This window comes from Agrobacterium sp. 22-223-1, assembly GCF_053522385.1.
The window spans coordinates 468,423-489,256 of record NZ_JBNWCN010000002.1 but is presented as its reverse complement, the minus strand read 5'-3'; the positions used below and the strand labels follow the sequence as shown (position 1 = coordinate 489,256).

Genomic DNA, 20,834 nt, shown 5'->3' with positions numbered 1-20,834 from the left:
AGGCCGGCGGAAAGAACGGACCTGCCTGAAAGCTGCGTGGAAACGCATATCGCTAGATAAAAACACCAGCATCAAAACCTTTATTCGCAATAAAATTCAACAATAATAATTAGAATAGTATTCTATTTTTACGCTTCAAGCGAGATCAAAGAAAAATTCATGACGCTCGTTTTCATGCGCTGTTTTCTGTTTCGCTCCCGGCATTTTTTCCCCGGTCCTCGTGGCGGAATTATTCTGAAGCCAGACCAGGAGAACGAACGATGACACCGCCCGAACACAACATATGCATATATACGGCGCGAACGGAAGAGGTGGCCGCATGATCGGTTTGACGCTCGGCATACGTCCCCGAAACATGGGTGGCATCGGTTTTTCCCTGACCGCGTTCTCGCCCCTGCGGGCCCGTCTGGCGGCCGGCCAGAATGCCACGATCTTCGTGAACGGCGACAGCACCGCCCATGCCGAAGCCGGACCATTTCAGCAATTTGCGATGATGCTCGGCGATCTTCACGATACGACTGTTGTGTTATACCGTTGGGCGGAATGGGAGACGAGCGCCGCCACCGGGCCAAAAACCTATGCCGCCCCAGTCACGCTGCGTGCCGGCAAGGGGGCGACGCTGACGCTCTATCTTGCGACGTTGCCCGGCGGTATGGCGGGTTACATGCTTGCGGAACAGCGCGCAGCAGCGCTGAAGATTACCCGCCCCGATCTCTGCATCATGCATCATGGCCACAATATGCAGACCTTCGAAGCGCCCGGCGGCATTTTGAGCTCCGGACGATCCACCCTGCTCGGACCGCTGGGAATGACCGAATGGCAGTGGCCAAATGCTCCACAACTCATCACCACCCAGAACCCGTGGCGGGATGGGACGGGTTACGACAAGGTCTATCAGGCGATCCTCGACCTGGCCCGATCCCATCCGAACCTCACGCTGGTGGATACGCATGCTGCATTTCTGGCGAAGGGCAAGGACGCCGCGCTTTATCGGGACAATGTTCACCCGAACGATGCGGGCTCCCGGCTGATTGCCCGGACCCTGTTCGATTCCTATCTAGGATCGGCAGGCGATAACAACTTCCAGACACCTTGCTGGCCAAAGCTGCCTGCCGCCAATCTCATCGGCAATGGCGATTTCTCCGATTGGACTGGTTCCGTTCCGACGGGCTGGGGAATGACTTCACCAGGCTCCGCCACCAAAGCCACCGACATCATCTTCTCCCCGTCCTTCGCAAGCAGCCTCGCCCTCTCTCCAAATGGCAGCCAGATCGCCGGGCTTACGCGCAATTTCCGCAATGCGGAAGCCATAGCGATGATAGGCAGGACCGTTTCTTTCGCTGTGCTTTACAAGAACAACGAGAAGCAGCGTCTGCCCTACATAACGCTGGTTACGAAAAGCGGCGGCTCAGTCCGGACAATCGCTTGTTCCGCCCTGCAATTCGGAGGTGCCAACATCGCCGGCAATAGCGGTTGGATGTGGGCGATAGCCAACGGGGTCGCCATAGACCCCGATATCAACCCGGCGGGGTATAATTTCTATCTGCGAATCCTTCCGGCATTCGGGACCAGCGCGCCCACCTCGAATGAACCGGTTCACATTCAGCGCGTCATCGCCGTCGAAGGGGATTTACCGAGAGGCAATCTGATCTCGTGACGAAACGATAAAATATCTTGCGCGGCGACATCATCGAGCCCAATAGTGGTCGCCATATTATATTGATTGCCGCGCGGTAGCGCTGTCCTGTGGACAGTCGAAATCCGCCCACAAAAGATAGAAACCGCGGATGAAAAGACCAGCAAATCATGCGGCATTGCGCCAGCCCGCTATACCGGGTTTTGTTTTGGCAATGCCGCTTTACCCTTCAAAAATAATCAATATTCCCGGCATCTTTCTCGCGATATTCGTTTTCGCCATTGGTTTCTTCATTCAATGCAATGTGGCGACCAGCAATATTGGCCTGCGTTTCCTCAATATTACCGACATGCTGGTGCTGATGACGCTGCCCGTCATCGCGCTGCTTTACATTCGCTGCCTGACGCCGTCGATCATCCTGTTTTATCTTCTCCCGCTGACGGTGCTGTTTATCCTCACGACGCTCTTTGCCGACGCGCGCGGCGATGGCGAATTTTATACAACGGCGATGACCTATTTTTATGCGGTCTATTTTCTGTTCTTTGCCTATCTGCTGTTCAAGGAAAACCTGCTCGAACTGTTCTGCTGGGGCATATTTGCGGGCTTCATAGCGGTGACGATCCTGCTTTTCCTGGACATCGTCATCCATGACCAGCTCGCCTCCCTCGGATTGTCCTTCATGTTCGATGAGGCGGGCGTGCTGGAGCTTGCGGCGAAAGGTGAGATAACCCCGCTGCTTTTACGCGTCGAAAAGGCAGGCGGCATCTGGCCCGTCGGCAACACGGCTGGACCGGCCTTCGCGCTGGCCGGAGCGGCGGCAGCCCATGTCGCCGAACGCCACAGGCGCCCCGCGCTGTTTGCCGTGTTTCTGCTCGCATATCTTGCCAGCTTTACCCTTACGCTTAACCGGTCGGGGGTGTTTGCCGTCCTCGCCATCGGGCTCTATTTCTACGTCCGGAATTTTTCGATCAAAATGCTGCTCAGCACCTATTTCGGTTTTGCCTTGAGCGCCCTCGTCATCGCCGCCGTTTTGCCGCTCGGCGCTTTCGATTTTGCGGAACAGGCCTTTTCGAAACGTTTTCTCGAGGACAGCAATAGCAGCAACAACTTGCATGAGCGGTGGGAGACGATCACCGGCGGTTTTCAGGTCATGTTCCAGCATCCCTTGGGCATAGGATTTACCGCACGATACGAAGAGCTTGCGCAGATATCGAGGATCGGGACGCCACATAATGGTTTTATGGCCACCGCCTATGCGTCCGGGTTGGGATTTTGCATCATGAGCGCCTTCGCGCTTTTTTATGCAATTTTCCGGAAACGCAAAATCGGCTTTTTCACCTATTCGGCAATCGGCGTCATTATCGGCTATCAATTTGAAGAGCTGAATTTCAACCCCGTCTTCATGGCCCATGTGGGACTTGCGCTTGCCTATGCCGCCATTGATCTGGACTTCAGGCTTTTCCTGAAAAACACGATGATGCGGATGCTGGGCACGGCAGACAATGCGCGCAACCAGGAAGAAGGAAGCCTCATCGGAAACAGGCCGGGTCTAAGTCCACCTGTGTTCTGACCGAACGCTTCAGGCGACGTCGACGATCTCGATCTCCCTCCCGCCCAAACTGACGAGATCGCCGGCCGCTTTTCCCATCAGCACCCTTGCAACCGGGGAAACATAGGACATCGTTCCCGCAGCGGGATCGGCTTCATCTTCGCCGACGATCCGGAACCGTTGCGTTCGCCCGTCATCGCGGCTGAACGTCACCAGGCTGCCGAAAGCGACGACGCCATCCGCTGGCGGATCAGGCATCAATTGCGCGGTGCGGACCCGCTCGGAGAAATATCGCAAATCGCGTAGCGGGCTGGCGGAAATGCGCCGTCTTTCATTGATGTCTTCAATGGCATTGGCCGCCTCACAGGCTTCGCGCGCCAGCCGCAACTGCTCTTCCAGCGCCTTCAGCCCGGACTGCGTTACCAGATTGGGATGAGGCGAGATTACCCGATCCGGCAGAACGGTTTCGGCTGCGGTTTCCGCACTGTCTTCCTTGGTAAAGGCTACGCTCAATCCTGACACTCCATTCCCGAGATGCCCCGCGACATATCTGCGATCCGCCCCAATTCTGCCATCGCGCGCAGGGGCACCGCAAGACCGCGCTGCGCCGGTTCAAAAACGAATATGTAACAGGCGGAAGCGGGTCATGACAACGCGCCCGTTCAACAGCTGAATGCAACCGCAACGGAACATACCCCTCATATTTCGGCCTAACAGGAGGCTTTTTGCCCTGTTAGAGTGTGCAGCAGGAGGAGTGAGACACCAACGCTAACGGACAGGAGACGGTTCATGGCCCGGACAGTAGTGAATGCGCTTGGAGACACACTCTATTACAGCGGCAGTTCCACGGGATTTTTCTCCGCCACGGGTTCCGGCCCGCTGCTTACCGGCACCGCAGGCAATGATTCCATGTGGGGCGACAGTTCCGTCAACGTGACCATGGCGGGCGGCACGGGCGACGATATTTATTATCTCTATTCCAGCATCAATCGCGCCGCCGAAAATGCCGGGGAAGGTATCGATACCATCGATACCTGGATGAGTTACACCCTGCCCGACAATTTCGAGAATCTGCGTGTGACGGGTGACGGGCGTTATGCCTTCGGCAATTCGCTCGACAATATCATCACCGGCGGGTCGGGCAGCCAGACCATCGATGGCGGGGCCGGTAACGACGTGCTGATCGGTGGCGGCGGGGCCGACACCTTTGTTTTCACGAGCGGCAACGGCACCGATCTCATCACGGATTTCAGCGCCAATGACACGATCCGGCTCAATGGCTACGGCATCACATCTTTCGACCAGCTTGTCGGCAGCGCCACGCAGCAAGGCAGCGACCTGTGGCTCAATTTTTCCAATGGCGAGGCCATCGTTCTTGCTGGAACGACCATGGACGACCTTGAGGCCGACCAGTTCGAACTCAGCCTCGACCGATCGTCCCTCACCCAGACCTTTGCCGATGAATTCGATACGCTGTCGCTGCGCAGCGGCGATCAGGGCACCTGGGACGCCAAATATTGGTGGGCGCCGGAAAAGGGAAGCTCGCTGACGACGAATGGCGAGGCGCAATGGTATATCAACCCGGCCTATGCCGGCACATCGGAGGTCAACCCTTTCAGCGTCGAGAACGGCGTCCTGACCATTACCGCCGAGGAGACCCCGCAGTCGATTGCCGACGAGGTCGAGGGGTATGATTACACCTCGGGGATGCTGAACACCTATTCCTCCTTCAGCCAGACCTATGGCTATTTCGAAATCCGCGCCGATATGCCGACCGACCGGGGCGCCTGGCCCGCCTTCTGGCTCCTGCCCGAAGACGGCTCCTGGCCGCCGGAACTCGATGTCATCGAAATGCGCGGTCAGAACCCTAATACGCTCATCATGTCCGCCCATTCCAACGCCACCGGTGAACAGACCTCGGTCATCAACAATGTCAGCGTGCCGAGCACCGAAGGATTTCACACTTACGGCCTGTTGTGGGATGCCGAGCACATAACCTGGTATTTCGACGATGTCGCCGTGGCGCAGACGGATACGCCTGATGATATGCATGACCCCATGTATATGGTCGTCAACCTTGCCGTCGGCGGCACGGCAGGAACGCCATCGGACGCTGATTTCAGCGACGGCTCGCAGATGATGATCGATTATATCAGGGCCTATTCGCTCTCCGACTGGGCCGCATGAATTAAAACACCGGCAGTCGCATCGGGACTGCCGGTGTTTCAAACATCAGCCTCTCGGCTTACACCCTGTTCAGGCCCATCACTCGGCCGCGAGCTGGGTGCGGGCGCTATTTAGCGAGATCAGGTGCCGCGCCGTTTCGAGGCTTGCCGGCTGCTCGGCGCGATAACGGCGGCCGATTTCCATCATCAGCACGGTATCGGGCAGGAAAGAAAGTTCCGAGAAGATATCCTGCCAGTCGATATCGCCCCAGCCGAGCGGCATGTGCAGATCGCCGATGCCGAGTGCTGTGTTTTCCTGCGGGAAATAGGGCTGATAGAAGCCCTGCGGGCGGCCGAAGGAATCGTGCACATGCAGATGGCCGGCAACCGGCGCCATGGCGCGAAGCTCATCGCGGAAATCGAGGCCACGATAGGTGGATTCGAGATAGGCATGGCTGAAGTCGATCAGCGCAACGAGATTGTCGTGACCGACAGCCTTCACGGTCGCTGCCACTTCGGCCGGCGTCTGGCGATATTGGCCGGGTTCGGTGGAGAAGATATTCTCGAGGGCGATGCGCACGCCATAGGGCCGGCAGAACTCCGCCAGCTCGAAAAGCGCTTCCCGCTCGCGGCTGTCGGCATCGGCCCGTTCGGCGATCTGGTCGGCACGCAGCGCGCCGCTATGCTGGACGAGAATGCCCGCACCGATACGCTCGCATAGAACGGCAAGCGCCTTGGCCGCATCGATCTGGTAACGGCATGTCACCGGATCCATGAAATTCGAAGAGACGAGACCGTGCACCGTGTAGCGGAAGTCGAACTGCTTTGCGAGCGACACGAAACGGTCGGCGCGCTCCTCGATGATCCGGCCGCCGGCGATCATGTCGAGGCTTGTTGCGGCGATTTCCACGGTATCGCAGCCAATTTCGGCAAGCGCGCGCAGATCGTTTTCGAGGGTGGCCAGTTCGCCATCATCCGAGCCGGCGTTGAAGCCGGTACCTATAAGATTGCTCACTTCGTCATCTCCAGGGCTAGAAAGGTCATGGGAGTTCGGGCGCCGCACATGCGACGCCACTTCAAACAGGTCCGGGCGGTCGATATTGACGTCGTCTATCCCGGGCGATGCGATGTCGTAAGAAAGTCCGAGGTCGCCTCCGTGTCGGTAAAAAGCGACCGGGACATGGTGATCCGTTTCCGTTGAAACCGATCACTCAATTAAGTTTCTTCATTTACAGCTTTATGACATTTCCGCAGGCAAACAGCAGGGAGAGCGAGCCTTCGCGGCTGGACAGGCGGCAGCATGAAGAAGTGCGCGGGAGGCTGTCGGAATGTCAGGTTGCGGACGCTCGGGTCCGCTCAAACGGCGAAATGGCCGCAAATTGCGGCGAAGGGCCTGCGCGCTAGCGGGTTGAAACCGGATGTCTTCCGGCGGGAGGTGCTAGCCGAGATTGTGCACCATGAAATAGATCAGCCAGCAATGCGCGATGGCCAATATCGCCCAGGCCCATTTTGCGGCCCTGATATCAGCATCGACAACCCTGTTTCTAATCTCGGTCCTGCCCGACGCCTCTTTTCCGGCTCGATCATCGCCGACGGCGGATGTGGGCAATGTCTGGGAAACGGGCTCGCTGACAACGTAGAGCCTGTCGCTGCGCAGAAGCGGGCGCGGCTCGTCCTCAACGCTCTCCGCATCGGAAAGCGTATCGTCGCCGGAAACGCAATTCACCGCCACAAGCTGCGATGACATCCCCCTGTTACGCACTTTACCTCTATTGGGCATCATAATGTTCCACACAATAAAAATAAAAATATTCCCGGGTGACTTCCGATAAAGCCGTGCTTTGCCGGACATGCCGCAATACGCGCATCCATGCCTTCCGCCCGTTGTCCCAAAGGGCGCCCCCGCGATCAGGCCACCGGAACTCCCGGCAGACCACGCTTGCCCGCATAGGGTTTTGCCTCCCGCTGGATCAGGAAGACGGATTTTTCCACCGGCAGCGGCTCGATCGTGCGGTAACGCTGAAACCGCCTGGAATATTCGAATCGGATGAGCCTGTCGTCGAACTTCCCCGCCAGAACGCGATAGCCGTTGACGAATTCATTCAGGATTTCCAGTTCTTCTCCCCAAACCCAGCCGCCGTAGGACGTCCCTTCATTCGAACGCAGCACGATCTCGAAAAAGTGCCCGCCCGCTACCAGCGGCATGCGAAAGAGAATATCGAGATTATCCTCGTCCTCGTCGTCGCCCTTTTCCGCCGACAGCCTGGCATGCGCGACCTTCGCATGGACCAGCGCCGAGACCGGATAGAACGGACGGCCCTTGAACCACATGAATTCACTGACCGCATATCCGACATCGTCGGCACGCTGGTAAGGCTCGATACGCGGCTCGAAGGCCATGTAGCTTCCGTTAAACGCTATCACTGTCGAAAATTCCCGATGCCTGCCCGTCGCATGTCCGCTGTTTTCCACCCGTCATTCATGCTTCTGTCTGCGACAATAGGCAGGCCGCGTCACACCAGCGTCAAATGGAACGCTATGATGACTTTCAATTTCCCGGACACGTTGTTAGATGATGGTTCATGAGGGGACGAAAGTGGCTGGGAACGCTGAACTGATACCGATCCGGCTTTTTGGCACCCCGCGCTGTGATGCGGTGCGGGAGGCATTTTTTCCGTCCAAGGGCTTCGCCCTTACCGCCGCCCTCATCCTTGCGCCGAACCAGTCCCTTTCCCGCCAGCATGCCGCATCGCTTTTGTGGGAAAATGTTGAGCAGAAAAGGGCTCTCGGCAATTTGCGGCAGCTCATTCTCCGCCTGCAGAAACTGCCCAATGAGGACGATGCCATCCTTCTGACCGAAGGAAACGACCTGAAGGCCGGCAAGCTGGCGCAGCGCACCGACCTTGCCATCTTTCTTGCCGGCGCAAGGGCCGAAGACCCGATGCGGCGGCTCAATGCGCTGCTCGAATTCGGCGGCGAGTTGCTGGAGGGGCTGGAGGCCGGGCAGGACCATCTTTATCTCTGGCTGCTTTCGGAGCGCCGCCGTCTCAGGGACCTGTTCTTTTCGAGCTACACCCAGCTTCTGGAGGAACTGACTCGGTTCGGCCGCGCCAGCTCGAACGACATCGCCAGACTTGCCGAATGCGCCTGCAAGATCGAACCGGAGCGCGAAGAAACCTACCGCGCCGCCATGGCGGCCTATGCGCGGATCGGAAATATCAGCGCCTGCGAGGGCATGTACCAGCTTCTGATGGAGCAGCTTCGTCAGGAGGGTCGTTCGCCGGAAGCGGAAACCGTGGCGCTGAGGCGGAGAATACAAAGTCTGGCCGCCACGATAACGGCCCCCGCCGAGCCGGAAGAAGGCAGTCGCCGAAAATCAATGGCAAAACCGCGTGTCGCATTCGTCCGCCCGGCACGGGTCGACGGGCAGCCGGTCTCGCCGGTCATGCATGCCTTCGTTGAGGATGTCGCCAACAGCCTTGTCCGATACCGCACCTTCACCGTCCTTTCGCCGCACAGCACCTTTGCGCTGGCTCATGACCGGGCCGATGACGGCTACGCCATGCTACGGGCGGATTACCGCATCATTTCGACCGTGTTCGACGAAACCCGCATGTCGGTCGCGCTGATCGAGGATGCAAGCGGTGAAATCGTCTGGTCACTGGAGGCGGTCCTGACCGAACGGCATATCCACGCCGCCTTCCGGCTGCTCTCCAAACAGGTGGCGGCGGCGCTTGCCCGCGAAATCGAGCGGCTTCAGGTGGAGCCCGACCGCAACCACAGCGGCGAGGCCTACCGGCAATTGCTGGAAGGCCAGCAGCTTCTGCGCGGCAAATGCGATCTGCCGCTTCTCAGAAGAGCCCGTTCGATGTTCCGCAAGGCCGTCGATCTCGACCACAGCATGGCGGTTGCCCGCGCCCGCGTGGCACAGAGCCTGCAACTCGAATGGCTGATGCTGGGCGGCAACGACCCCCATCTCCTGCACCGCGCCAAGGCGGAGGCCGATTCTTCCGTCGAGATCGACCCCGCCCTCGGTGTGGGCCACTGGATGTGCGCGGTGGTGGCGCTCTACCAGCGGGACTTCGACATCTCCGCCGAAAAATTCTTCGAGGCGGAGGCGCTGGCGCCCAATTCGGCCGACCTCCTGCTCCAGCATGCCGATGCCCTCGCTCATTTCGGCGATGCGGAAATCGCCTGGGAGAAGTTTCAGCAGGCCATCGACCTCAATCCGCTGGCGCCCGACATCTACTGGTGGGCCGGCGCCAGCATCGCTTTCAAGCGCGAGGATTACGGCACGGCGGTGGAACTGTGCGGGCGGATGGAAAATGACGAGCCTGCGCTACGCGTCCTCACCGCAAGCCACGCGCTGCATGGCGATCTGGCCTCCGCTCGGGAATCCGGCAACAGGCTTCAGGAAAACTATCCGGGTATGACGGCGAGGGAGATCAGCAGCCTGTCTCCAGACCGAGACCCGATAGCGAATGAAAAATTCTATCACGCACTTCGATTAGCTGGGATCAAATAGGAGATACTATGTCCTCGCATTTCTTCATTGTCGGAAAAAAGGGTTTCGGCGTTCTCTTCATTCGCACGGCGCCGCTCAGGGTTGCGTCCGTGTCGCATGAGACGATTGCCGCCTATGAAGCCAGCCATCCCGGCGTGGATGGTTATGCCCGCGTGGCAGCCGCCGCAAAGTCCATGCTCGTTCGCCAGAACGGCCAGCCGGAAGCGGAACTGGATCAGGTTCAGATTCAGGGCATCGAAGCCCTCGTCTCCGGCGGCGCGGTGGTTTCCGAAGCCGATTTCGCCTTCATCGGCGAAGTGAACGACGCCGGCTGGGATTTCAACCGCATGGTACAGGCACCGATCGAAGCGGCCCTGAAGGCTGTCGGCCCGGCCGGCTCCGTCACCGGCGAGCTGTTCGACGCCATCCTTGCCGACGACAGCAACACGGCGCCCTGATCGCGGTCGCGCAGCCTTGACCAGCGCCGATGCTCCCATATCAGCGACAGCGGCTTCAAGGCATGTCGACGCTTCGTTCTTCGATCCCGGACTGCTTCGGCGGTTCGGGATTACCCGTGTCGGCGACGTGACCGGCCTCGATATTATCGGCATTCCCGTCTGGTTCGCGGCCCGGCCCAATTCGCGCGGGCTGTCGATCTCGCAGGGCAAGGGGCTTGTCGCGGAACAGGCCCGGCTATCGGCGATCATGGAGGCAATCGAAGGCGCGGTTGCCGAAGAAACCCGCAAACATATCGCCGCCTTCAGCTCCGTTCAGGAGATGCGGGACAAGGGAACTCCTCTCATTCCCTTCGAAACCGTCGGCAGGGTCGATTGCGACGCGCTCGATCCGCGAAAAGAACGCGCCTGGGTGAAGGGCATATCCATTCGCCGGCAGGGGGAGGTTTTTGCGCCTTACGAACTTGTCGGCATGGATTTCCGGGTGGATTTCCCATGGGACCGGCAGGCCTTCCGCATGAGTTCCCAAGGGCTCGCGGCGGGGTTCGACCATGACCATGCGGTCCTCCATGCCCTGCTCGAACTCATTGAAAACGATGCCTGCTTTCTCGTCGATACTTTCGAGACGCGCGCCATCGCACCGCGACCGATCCTCATTCCGGCGGGCGTCGATCCTTCCTTCGACGGTCTTGTTCGACACCTGTCGAATATCGGCCTGCCGCCGTCCTTCTTCGACATGACGAATGGGCTTGGCGTGCCTGTGGCGATGGCGAGCCTGCCCCGGTCGCTTCAGGCACAGGACGGGCCAGCCACCCGCAGCGCCGCGGGGGCTGCCTGCCGGCCTGATATCCATGGCGCTGCGATTGCAGCCTTGCTGGAGGCGATCCAGTCGCGATTGACCGATATCAGCGGCGCGAGGGACGATCTTTCTCCTCTCCGCTACCAGCGGGATATGGTTGCGGCCGGGTCTTCGGCCTCCGGCGTGCAGCCGATGGAAAGGGTGTCGGCCAATCTCGATTTTATACATGACGCGTCTTCGCCGCCATGGCGTCAGCTTGCGACACACCTGTTCGCCGGCGGCATCGAGGATATCTATGTCTTTCCGCTGGAAACGGAGGTATCCGGCCTGCATGTGGTGCGGGTTTTGGCAAGCGGCCTTGCTCCGGCCGGCGGCGGCCTGCAACACATCTCGCAGCGCACTCTCGATCACCTGCTGACCGTCGGAGGCCTCGGATGAAGCCGGTGGTTTTTGCAGGCCCGTCCATCCACGGCATCGCAGGCGAATATACGTCCGGTCTCGATCTTCGCGGTCCGGCCGCCTGCGGCGATATTTTCGATGCGGTCCGGCAAGGCGTCGGGACAATCGGACTGATCGACGGGCTCTATGGCGATTGCGCCGCCGTCTGGCACAAGGAAATCCTGTTTGCACTGTCGAGCGGCGTCACCGTTTTCGGCGCCGCCAGCATGGGGGCGCTCCGGGCGGCGGAATGCGCCCCCTTCGGCATGATAGGCATCGGCGAGATTTTCGAAGCCTATCGGGATGGGCGGCGTTTTTCCGACGCCGATGTGGCGGTGAGCCATGCACCCGGCGCGCTCGATTACCGCCCGCTGACAGTCGCGCTGGTCGATGCCGAGGCGACGTTTGCCGCCTGCCGCGATACGGTCGCTCCAGAGGAATATGACGCGCTCACACGCGCAGCCAACAATCTGCATTTTACCCGCAGGACATGGCGCGCTATCGCCGCGGAAGCCGGCCTCGGTTCCGCGACGGCAAATCTGCTCGCGGCCAATGCGGTTTCCGTCAAAAGAAACGATGCGGCCAGGCTTCTGGCAATGCTCACGGGCGAAACGTTTCCATCCCCACCGCCGCCATCATGGAAGCTTCAGAATACGATGTTTTTCCAGCAATTGGCGGCAAGGCGGGCGGCAGGGGACGAAGCGTCTTGAGCGCCATCCAGCCCTTGCCTCTGATGCCCGATTGCGGCGGGCTGATCCGCACGATTGCGCTGACGCTTCCCGCCTCTTTTTTTGCGGAAAACAGGGCGGCTGACACTGTTTCACCGCTCATTCCAATTGGAAATCTGCTCTCGGCCCTGCCTGCGGATATCACCGCCGTTATCGTGACCGATCGAGCCAGTCTCGGGTCAGCACGAGACTGGCTCGGCAGCCTGCCAGCCTCTTGCAGCGCCGAGCTGATACCCCTTGCCGGAAACGACGGCATTTCGCATCCATGGATACAGGACATGCTCCATGTGCGTGCAGCTGATGCTGCGGCGGAATTCGTCCTGGTGGCGGAGAAAGCCATCGGTGTCAGCCTGGCCGAATATCTGGGAGCGGCAACCACGCATTCGGATGTCGCCTTGGCAGGGGGCAACCAGCTTGTCGGCCCGGATTTTCGGCTGGTCGGCCATTCCAGCCTGCAGGATGACAGGGGGATCGGAAGGAATGCGGCCATCCCTTCGCAGCGGTGGCGAAAAATTCAGGCTCTCGACGGCAGAAACATCTTCAGTTTCGGATATCGGCCGGAAGATCTCGGCAAAATCCCGGTCTCCTCCGATTTTTCCGCGATGGAAACTTGCGGAGCGGAGATTGCCGGCAAAAAAATGCACCAATGCGGCTTCCACGTTGACCAGTTCGTTTCCGTCACCGGTCTGAGAAGCGGCGGCCGGCCGCTATTGCTCGTTGCCGACCCTGTCGCGCATGGCGGATGCAACGCTCGCGCCGCAACCGAGCTGAAAAGAAAACTGGACGCCTCGGCACTTTGGCTCGCGCGGCAGGGCTTTGCGATAGAACGAAATCCCATCCCGCTTTCGCCGGCCATCGACACCAACAAATGCCTGCCCAGACTTTACAACAATGTCCTTCTTGAAAATGTCATACGTTCCGGTCAGAAACGGCCATTCGTCTGGATTCCGCATTTCGGCGATACCGAGTCGCTTGAGGAATTCGATGCAATGAACCGAGAAATTTGGGACAGAATCGGCTTTCAGACCATCGGCGTGGCCGGATGGAGCCATCTTTCCAGCCGCAACGGTGCGTTGCGTTGTGCAACAAAAATAATAAATCGCGGCCCGGACACGCGATTATGAACGAAAAATCGTGCAATTTCGTCAATAAAGCGTCATAATACCCGTGGAAATTGTGTTGAATGTATACCTTCAACAATATTAATTGATAATCATCGGATTTAAGAACCTCAACCGGAGGAATTTGTAATGCACGCCAAACTACCCAGCCCGATCGACGTCCATGTCGGCGCACAAATCAGAATGCGCCGCAAGTCGCTCGGCATGAGCCAGAGTGCGCTGGCCGGGCGATTGGGCATCACCTTCCAGCAGGTCCAGAAGTATGAAAAGGGCGCCAATCGTGTCGGCGCGTCCCGTCTGCAGGCCATTGCGTCGATTCTCGGCGTTGAGGTCAGCTCCCTGTTCGCCAATGCCACGCCCGATGGCGACCCGGCCAATCCGGCCCTTGGCACGATCAATGCCATGCAGACCTTCGTGGCCTCGAATGAAGGCTTTTCGCTCAACCAAGCCTTTTCGCGCATCAAGAGCGCCGCCGTGCGCCGAAGCATCGTCGCTCTCGTGACATCGCTCGCCGCCACTGAAGCGGCGGAAAATGCCGCCGCGCCGGCGGACAAAAACGACGATTGACGCAGGTGTGACGCTCGCGTGACGCTCGATGTGGTCGAAAATGAACAACGCAACATTATCGCGTTTTCATACTGTCGACTGTCGAGAGGGAATCATGGCGGCGTCTACCACAGCTATACTTGAACAGGACAATGCAGACGAGATTCTGGCGCTCGGGCGGATGGTTTCCTATCTTTGCCAGCGCTCGAAATCTCTGGAACTGGGCATGTCGACCTATTTCCTGGAGATGGCATTGTTGTCGCTGGCCCAGGACATCAATCAGCAGGGTCTGCCGCCGGTAAGCGCAGAGCTGAATGTCGGCGCCTTCGCTCAGGCCGATCTGCATTGAGCGCTTCCGCAACGGCGTAAATCCGCCGGGATTGAGCGTTTCCACACCGATCTCCAGTCGTAGGCCCGGAAACGTTCCCTCTGCCTGTCCGGCTGGCTCCATCCTTCCGGAGAGGCATTCATATGCCCTCCCCCACATTTTCCCGGCGGAAGCCATGATGGAGGCCCGGTTCTCGCCGGGCCTCCATTCATATCAGAGCACCGCGCGGCGAAGCTCGGCAGCGGCGGCGACCATGTTGACCAGTGCCGGCCTGACCTCTTCCCATTTACGCGTCTTCAGGCCGCAATCCGGATTGATCCAGAGCTGCCGGTCGTCAAGCCGCTCTCGCGCCAGCGCCAGAAGATCGACCATTTCTCCAACCGCCGGCACACGCGGGGAATGGATGTCGTAAACGCCGGGACCGATCTGGTTCGGGTATTTGTAGGTCCGAAACGCATCCAGCAATTCCATCTTCGAACGCGAGGTCTCGATGGAGATCACGTCGGCGTCCATGGCAGCAATGGCATCGATGATCTGGTTGAATTCGGAATAGCACATATGGGTGTGAACCTGTGTGCGGTCGCCCACACCGCTGGAGCAAATGCGGAAGCATTCCACCGCCCAGCCGAGATAATCCTGCCAATGCCGGTGCCGAAGCGGCAGTCCTTCGCGAAGAGCTGCCTCATCGATCTGGATCATCTGCGCACCGGCCGCTTCGAGATCATTGACCTCATCGCGGATGGCGAGCGCGATCTGGCGGCATGTCAGGCTTCTGGCGATATCGTCGCGGACGAAGGACCAGTTGAGGATCGTCACCGGCCCGGTCAGCATGCCCTTGACGGGTTTGTCGGTGAGCGACTGGGAATATTCCCACCAGCGAACCGTCATCGCTTTCGGACGCGACACATCGCCGAAAATGATGGGCGGGCGCACATAACGCGAGCCGTAACTCTGCACCCAGGCATGCTGGGTGAAAGCGAAGCCGGAAAGCTGTTCGCCGAAATATTGCACCATGTCATTGCGCTCGAACTCGCCGTGGACGAGAACGTCGAGACCGATTTCCTCCTGCCAGCGAATGGTCATTTCGGTTTCCTTCTGCAGGAATTTTTCATATTGCGCATCCGTCAGCGCGCCCTTGGAATGCGCCGATCTGGCCTTGCGCACCTCCGGCGTCTGCGGGAAGGAGCCGATGGTCGTCGTCGGGAAAAGCGGCAGCGCAATGGCCTGCGATTGCACTTTCTGCCGCTCGGCAAACGGGCTCACCCGCTTCCTGTCGGCCTCGCCAATCGTCGCAATACGCTTCTGCACGGCGACGTCCGTTACCTTCGGCGAGGATGCACGCGCGGCAACGGCCTTGGAGGCAGCCTCCAGTTCCGTCGCGACAGCAGCCTTGCCCTCACCGAGAGCCCTGCCAAGCGCGGCAAGTTCGCCGAGCTTCTGGGTGGCGAAGGAAAGCCAGCTTTTCAGATCGGCATCGAGGCCGGTTTCCAGTTCGAGATCGACCGGGACATGCAGCAGCGAGCAGGACGGCGCGATCTGAAACGCCGCCGCACCGCGTGCCGCGATGGCGGGTTCCAATCGGGTAATAATTGCAGCGAGATCAGCGCGCCAGATGTTGCGGCCGTCGATGACACCCAGCGACAGGACGCGATTTCCCGGCAAAGCCTTCAACACCGCCTCCAGCGCATCGGGCGCTCGCACCAGATCGACATGAAGGCCCGCGACCGGAAGCGCTGCGACGGCTTCGAGATTATCCTCAAGCCCACCGAAATAGGTGGCGAGCAGGATTTTCAAATCCGGCGCGGCCTTCGACAAAGCCCGATAGGCCACGGCCAGCGCGTGCCGCTCCCCCTCGGAAAGATCGAGCACGGCGACCGGCTCATCGATCTGCACCCAGTCCGCACCGGCCGCGCGCAGGCGACGCAGCAGCTCTTCATAGACGGGCAGCAACCTTGCCAGCAGATCGAGAGGCTTGAAGGCTGCCTCGCGCGCCTTGGCGAGTTTCAGGAACGTGACCGGGCCGAGAATGACCGGACGCGTATGGATGCCGAGCGCCTTCGCCTCAAGGAAGTGGTCGACCGGCTTTTGCGAGGTGAGCACGAAATGCTGATCCTCTGAAACCTCCGGCACCATGTAGTGATAGTTGGTGTCGAACCATTTGGTCATTTCCAGCGCGGGAACGCCCTGACCATGATGCGAATGTCCTTCATGCCCATGGCCGCAGCCTGCATGCCCTTCGCTCTGGCTGCCGCGCGCCATGGCGAAATAGTTGGAGAGGGAAACATCCCCACCCGCCCATCCATAAAGGGATGGAATGGCGCCCACCATCACGGCCGTATCGAGAACGTGATCGTAAAGGGAGAAATCGTTGGACGGGATATGGGTAATCCCCTTCTCACGCTGAAGCGCCCAGTTTTCGGCGCGCAGCCTAGCTGCGGTTTCGAGCAGTTCCGTCTCGGAAATCTTGCCGGACCAGAAGCCTTCAAGCGCGAACTTCAGTTCGCGATGGCGTCCGATCCTCGGAAAACCGAGCGATGCGACTGGAATGGTCTTGTCTGGCATTGTCATACCCCATTTGGTTGTGGGGGCATGGGTAAAGCGGACGCGTGCAGGCCCGGCCTGTGCCGGACCATAGCAGCAACCACCGGGACACCCCGCCCGTGGACGTTATTTTGTCCTGGCAGGTCTCCTGGCTTACGGGTCGTCGCCTTTGTCCGTCTTCCCGGGGTTTACCCCAGTGACGTGTTGGACAAAGGCTCGCCGCTTACAGTTGCGGGGGCAGCTCCGGTCTTGCCGATCGTCGGCGCACCGGATTCCCTCTTAGCTCCGGGATCGAACAAACAAGCCCGGAGAACCATGACACCCGCATTTCTCACCACGGGTGCCACGATGTCAATAGACATAAAGAAATCTTTATATCTTTATTTCACTGAGTTCAGAGCGCGACCGCACCCGGCCCCGGCACCGCACCGGTCGGCACCTTGCCCAGAATGATCATGCCAAGCACCTCGTCCTTGGTGACATCCTGCGTGCGGGCATGGCCCACCACCTTGCCGTTCTTCATCACGAAGACCCGGTCGGCCAGATCGAAGACATCGTGAATATCGTGGCTGATGAGGAAGATGCCGATGCCCTGCCGTTTCAGCTCCTTGACGAGATCGCCCACCTGCGCCGTTTCCTGCGGCCCGAGTGCGGCCGTCGGCTCGTCCATGATGAGGATGCGGGCATCGAACAGAATGGCGCGGGCGATGGCAACGGATTGCCGCTGGCCGCCGGACAACGCCTTCACCGGCTCCTTGAATCGCCGGAAATTGGGGTTGAGACGCCCCATGACCTCGCGGGCCGAGGCTTCCATGGCGACATCGTCAAGCGTGCCCCATTTCGTCTTCAGCTCGCGGCCGAGATAAAGATTGGCCGCCGCATCGACATTGTCGGCCACGGCCAGCGTCTGGTAGATGGTCTCGATGCCGTATTTCTTGGCATCGCGGGGATTGCGGATATCGGCATCCTCGCCGTTGATGAGAATATCGCCGCCATCGCGCCGATAGGCGCCGGAGAGAATTTTGATAAGGGTCGATTTGCCCGCGCCATTGTGGCCGAGAAGGGCGACCACCTCACCGGGGAAAAGATCGACAGAAGCGTTTTCCACCGCATGGATGCCGCCGAAGGAAATGGAAATATTGCGCATTTCCACGAGGGGCGTGACTTGGTCCGTCATAGGAGTTCTCCTCGGTTCTTACTTGGCGCGGGCGCGGTAGATGGTGTCGAGCCAGACGGCGACGACCAGAACCACACCGACGACGATGCGCTGGAAGGGCGTATCGATGCCCACCAGCACCATGCCGGATTGCAGCGACTGCATGACGAGCGCGCCGAGCATCGCGCCCGCTATGGTTCCGACACCACCGGCAAGCGAGGTGCCGCCGATGACGGCCGCCGCGATGGTGTAAAGCTCGTCCAGCTCGCCCTGGGCATTGGTGGCGGCATTGAGGCGGGCGGTCGAGATGGCCGCCGCGATGGCGCACAGAACGCCCATCAGCGTGAAGATCTTCACCGTCACCCAGCGGGTCTTGATGCCGGCGAGTTCGGCCGCTTCCGGGTTGCCGCCGATGGCGAAGACATAACGGCCGAAGCGCAGTCGCGTGGCGATGAAGGTCATGACCGCACCGACGGCAAGCGCCATCAGCACCGGAATGGCGATGCCGTGCGAAATGAACAGACCGCCTTCAGGCCAGGCCATGCCATTGGCATCGGCATAGTTGCGGGCGATGTTGATCGGCCATGGGTAGCTGTTGACCACCGCCACGAAACCGATGACGACGAGGCAACCGAGCGCGGCCAGAAAATACTCCGCCCAGACGGGCCGCAACGGAAAGCCGAAACGCCGGCGCTGATGGCGGGAGTTCAGGATGGCCGCAATGATGGCGACGCAGGCGATGACGGCGGCGATCCAGCTCCATGTCGCGCCGATCGAGCCGCTGGTGCCGCCGCCCATCAGGCGGAAGGTTGAATCCATCGGCGCCACGGTGCGGCCGCTGGTGATGAACCAGGTGCCGCCGCGCCAGACCAGCAGACCGCCAAGCGTGACGATGAAGGACGGCACGTTGAGGAAGGCGATGATGGAGCCCTGCAGCATGCCGATGGCGCCGCCGACAAGAATGCCGACCATGAGCGTGACGATCCATGTCGCCCAATGTTCGAAGCCGAGGATCTGCGGCAGGATTTCCGCCTGCATGACACCCATGATCATGCCGGAAAAGCCGAGGATCGACCCGACCGACAGGTCGATATTGCGGGTGACGATAACGAGCACCATGCCGGTCGCCATGACGGCCACGGACGCGGTCTGCACGGAAAGGTTCCAGAGGTTTCGCGGCGTCAGGAACAGCCCGCCGGACAGGATATGAAATCCGATCCAGATCAGAAGAAGCGCGCCGACCATGCCGAGCAGTCTGGTATCCAACTCGGTGGCGTTGATGAAGCGCGTTATCGAGCCTGTTTTTTCCGTCTTTTGCGACGTTGTGGAATTGGATTGGGTCATATCGGCCATGAACTGCCGGTGCTCCTTACATCTTAGAGCGCTTTCGCTTTTCCCTGAATCGCGAAAACGCTCCAACGCTTTGTTCTGGCGCATTTCCGAACAGAAAACCGGGGCCCACTTTTCCTGGAAATGCTCTAACTCTTTGTTTTTACGCATTTCCGAACGGAAAACCGGGGCCCACTTTTCCTGGAAATGCTCTAAAGGCGCCGCGCCATGAACCATGGCGCAGCGCCCGAACCGGGACCTATTCGATCAATCGCAGGCTTTGACGGTTCCGGCCTTCACACCCTGGCAGGCCGTTTCCTTCTTGATCCAGCCGGCATCGATGACGACGTTCAGATTGTCCTTGGTGATGGCGATCGGCTTCAGGAAGACCGACTGCATCGTGACCTTCTTCGGGCCGCCATCAAAGGCCGTGACGCCCTTGATCTCCGTCATCTTCTTGCCGCCGGCCAGTTCCAGCGCGATGCCGGCCGCTTCCTTGCCGAGTTCACGGCTGTCCTTCCAGACCGACACCGTCTGCGTACCGAGCGCGACGCGGTTCAGCGCGGCGAAATCGGCATCCTGACCGGACACGGGAACCGAACCGGCCATGCCCTGCGCGGCGAGAGCGGCGATTGCACCGCCGGCCGTGCCGTCATTCGAGGCGACGACCGCATCGACCTTGTTGTTATTCTTGGTCAGGAACTGTTCCATGTTCTTCTGGGCATTTTCCGGCTTCCAGCCATCGGTATAGGCTTCGCCGACATTCTTGATCTTGCCGCCGTCAATGGCCGCCTTCAGCACTTCCTGCTGACCGGCGAACAGGAAGTCCGCATTCGGATCGGAAGAGGAGCCCTTGATGAAGACGTAATTGCCTTCGGGCTTCACCTTGAAGACTTCGGCAGCCTGCAGACGGCCGACTTCCTTGTTATCGAAGGTGATGTAGAAGGCGTTCTGGTTTTCGATCAGACGGTCGTAACCCACGACCGGAATGCCCTCGGCAACGGCCTTTTCAACGGCCGGGCCAATCGCGTCGCTGTCCTGCGCCAGAATGATCAGCGCGTTGGCGCCCTGCGAGATCAGCGATTCCACGTCGGTCAGCTGCTTTGCGGCGGATGATTGCGCATCGGCGGAGATGTATTTCGCGCCGGCCTTGTCGAGCGCCGCCTTGATGGCTGCCTCATCCGTTTTCCAGCGTTCTTCCTGGAAATTCGACCAGGAAACGCCAACGACGAGATCGGCCGCGATAGCCGCGGTATGCAGGGAAACGAGTACGGCTGTACCCGCCAAAAGCTTGGCAAAAGAATTCATGATGTCCTCCCGGTAAGGGCGAAGCCTGCACCTCCATGCAGGAAAAACGCCCGGAAAAAGCTGCCGGTCTCTGTGGTTTCACAATTTTCTCGACAGTCGAGAAAATTAATGTCAGAGATTCCCCATGCTGTCAACAACGGCTGCGGGCAGCATCCGGGTGCCTTGATCTTCGCTCTGGCATGCGCCATCAGAGTGGATCAGCACGACAGGAAAAAGGCCGTTCAGGGAGCA

Annotated in this window: 18 protein-coding genes and 1 riboswitch; of the genes, 10 read left to right on the top strand and 8 right to left on the bottom strand. The window is 59.5% G+C overall.

Going from position 1 to position 20,834, the window contains the following annotated elements:
- Positions 1 to 319: 319 nt before the first annotated feature.
- The gene (locus ACQZ60_RS14335) at positions 320 to 1,657 is read left to right on the top strand and encodes an SGNH/GDSL hydrolase family protein (RefSeq protein ID WP_020811761.1); all 1,338 of its coding nucleotides are present in this window, start codon (positions 320 to 322) and stop codon (positions 1,655 to 1,657) included.
- Between the two features lie 130 nt (positions 1,658 to 1,787).
- Positions 1,788 to 3,206 (top strand): O-antigen ligase family protein, encoded by a 1,419-nt coding sequence (locus tag ACQZ60_RS14330; RefSeq protein ID WP_448735484.1) that lies wholly within the window; start codon positions 1,788 to 1,790, stop codon positions 3,204 to 3,206.
- Positions 3,207 to 3,215: 9 nt separating this feature from the next.
- On the opposite strand, the gene greA is transcribed toward ACQZ60_RS14330, so the two are convergent.
- Positions 3,216 to 3,698, bottom strand: coding sequence for a transcription elongation factor GreA (gene greA, locus ACQZ60_RS14325; protein ID WP_137004952.1), 483 nt, complete (start codon positions 3,696 to 3,698; stop codon positions 3,216 to 3,218).
- A gap of 276 nt (positions 3,699 to 3,974) precedes the next feature.
- On the opposite strand from greA, the gene eglC reads away from it, so the two are divergent.
- Positions 3,975 to 5,372 carry an endo-1,3-1,4-beta-glycanase EglC gene (eglC, locus tag ACQZ60_RS14320; RefSeq protein ID WP_448735483.1) on the top strand — a complete coding sequence of 466 codons (1,398 nt, stop codon included), beginning with the start codon at positions 3,975 to 3,977 and terminating at the stop codon, positions 5,370 to 5,372.
- Between the two features lie 78 nt (positions 5,373 to 5,450).
- On the opposite strand, the gene ACQZ60_RS14315 is transcribed toward eglC, so the two are convergent.
- The 3 genes from ACQZ60_RS14315 to ACQZ60_RS14305 all read right to left on the bottom strand — a co-directional run bounded on the left by ACQZ60_RS14315 (position 5,451) and on the right by ACQZ60_RS14305 (position 7,750).
- Positions 5,451 to 6,365: a TIM barrel protein gene (locus tag ACQZ60_RS14315; RefSeq protein ID WP_448735482.1), complete on the bottom strand. Its 915-nt coding sequence runs from the start codon at positions 6,363 to 6,365 to the stop codon at positions 5,451 to 5,453.
- 423 nt (positions 6,366 to 6,788) lie between these two features.
- The gene (locus ACQZ60_RS14310; RefSeq protein WP_448735481.1) at positions 6,789 to 7,097 is read right to left on the bottom strand and encodes a hypothetical protein; all 309 of its coding nucleotides are present in this window, start codon (positions 7,095 to 7,097) and stop codon (positions 6,789 to 6,791) included.
- A gap of 161 nt (positions 7,098 to 7,258) precedes the next feature.
- Positions 7,259 to 7,750: a hypothetical protein gene (locus tag ACQZ60_RS14305; RefSeq protein WP_035261386.1), complete on the bottom strand. Its 492-nt coding sequence runs from the start codon at positions 7,748 to 7,750 to the stop codon at positions 7,259 to 7,261.
- A 172-nt stretch (positions 7,751 to 7,922) separates the two neighbouring features.
- On the opposite strand from ACQZ60_RS14305, the gene ACQZ60_RS14300 reads away from it, so the two are divergent.
- The 7 genes from ACQZ60_RS14300 (at position 7,923) to ACQZ60_RS14270 (ending at position 14,290) form a co-directional block, all read left to right on the top strand.
- Positions 7,923 to 9,875 (top strand): BTAD domain-containing putative transcriptional regulator, encoded by a 1,953-nt coding sequence (locus tag ACQZ60_RS14300; RefSeq protein ID WP_174057939.1) that lies wholly within the window; start codon positions 7,923 to 7,925, stop codon positions 9,873 to 9,875.
- An 8-nt stretch (positions 9,876 to 9,883) separates the two neighbouring features.
- Positions 9,884 to 10,312, top strand: a complete 429-nt coding sequence (locus ACQZ60_RS14295) for a hypothetical protein (RefSeq protein ID WP_003520863.1) — start codon at positions 9,884 to 9,886, stop codon at positions 10,310 to 10,312.
- A 16-nt stretch (positions 10,313 to 10,328) separates the two neighbouring features.
- Entirely contained in the window at positions 10,329 to 11,546 is a 1,218-nt protein-coding gene (locus ACQZ60_RS14290) for a YcaO-like family protein (RefSeq protein ID WP_448735480.1), read from the top strand.
- Positions 11,543 to 12,256 (top strand): TfuA-like protein, encoded by a 714-nt coding sequence (locus ACQZ60_RS14285; RefSeq protein WP_448735479.1) that lies wholly within the window; start codon positions 11,543 to 11,545, stop codon positions 12,254 to 12,256. Before ACQZ60_RS14290 ends, ACQZ60_RS14285 begins: the two co-directional genes overlap by 4 nt.
- Complete coding sequence (locus tag ACQZ60_RS14280; protein WP_448735478.1) at positions 12,253 to 13,398, top strand: hypothetical protein; 1,146 nt, start codon at positions 12,253 to 12,255, stop codon at positions 13,396 to 13,398. Before ACQZ60_RS14285 ends, ACQZ60_RS14280 begins: the two co-directional genes overlap by 4 nt.
- Before the next feature lie 126 nt (positions 13,399 to 13,524).
- The gene (locus ACQZ60_RS14275) at positions 13,525 to 13,962 is read left to right on the top strand and encodes a helix-turn-helix domain-containing protein (RefSeq protein ID WP_003520859.1); all 438 of its coding nucleotides are present in this window, start codon (positions 13,525 to 13,527) and stop codon (positions 13,960 to 13,962) included.
- 94 nt (positions 13,963 to 14,056) lie between these two features.
- Positions 14,057 to 14,290 (top strand): hypothetical protein, encoded by a 234-nt coding sequence (locus ACQZ60_RS14270; RefSeq protein WP_020811749.1) that lies wholly within the window; start codon positions 14,057 to 14,059, stop codon positions 14,288 to 14,290.
- Positions 14,291 to 14,482: 192 nt separating this feature from the next.
- Here the strand turns inward: ACQZ60_RS14270 and metE are convergent, their stop codons facing one another.
- From metE to xylF, 4 genes are all read right to left on the bottom strand, one after another.
- Positions 14,483 to 16,831: a 5-methyltetrahydropteroyltriglutamate--homocysteine S-methyltransferase gene (gene metE / locus ACQZ60_RS14265; RefSeq protein WP_448735477.1), complete on the bottom strand. Its 2,349-nt coding sequence runs from the start codon at positions 16,829 to 16,831 to the stop codon at positions 14,483 to 14,485.
- Between the two features lie 100 nt (positions 16,832 to 16,931).
- A riboswitch (cobalamin riboswitch) is annotated at positions 16,932 to 17,143 on the bottom strand.
- Positions 17,144 to 17,204: 61 nt separating this feature from the next.
- On the bottom strand, positions 17,205 to 17,987 hold the full coding sequence (locus ACQZ60_RS14260; RefSeq protein ID WP_196380182.1) for an ATP-binding cassette domain-containing protein: 783 nt from the start codon (positions 17,985 to 17,987) through the stop codon (positions 17,205 to 17,207).
- A gap of 18 nt (positions 17,988 to 18,005) precedes the next feature.
- Positions 18,006 to 19,319: a sugar ABC transporter permease gene (locus ACQZ60_RS14255; protein WP_448735476.1), complete on the bottom strand. Its 1,314-nt coding sequence runs from the start codon at positions 19,317 to 19,319 to the stop codon at positions 18,006 to 18,008.
- A 243-nt stretch (positions 19,320 to 19,562) separates the two neighbouring features.
- Positions 19,563 to 20,603: a D-xylose ABC transporter substrate-binding protein gene (gene xylF / locus ACQZ60_RS14250; RefSeq protein ID WP_059753660.1), complete on the bottom strand. Its 1,041-nt coding sequence runs from the start codon at positions 20,601 to 20,603 to the stop codon at positions 19,563 to 19,565.
- Positions 20,604 to 20,834: the final 231 nt, after the last annotated feature.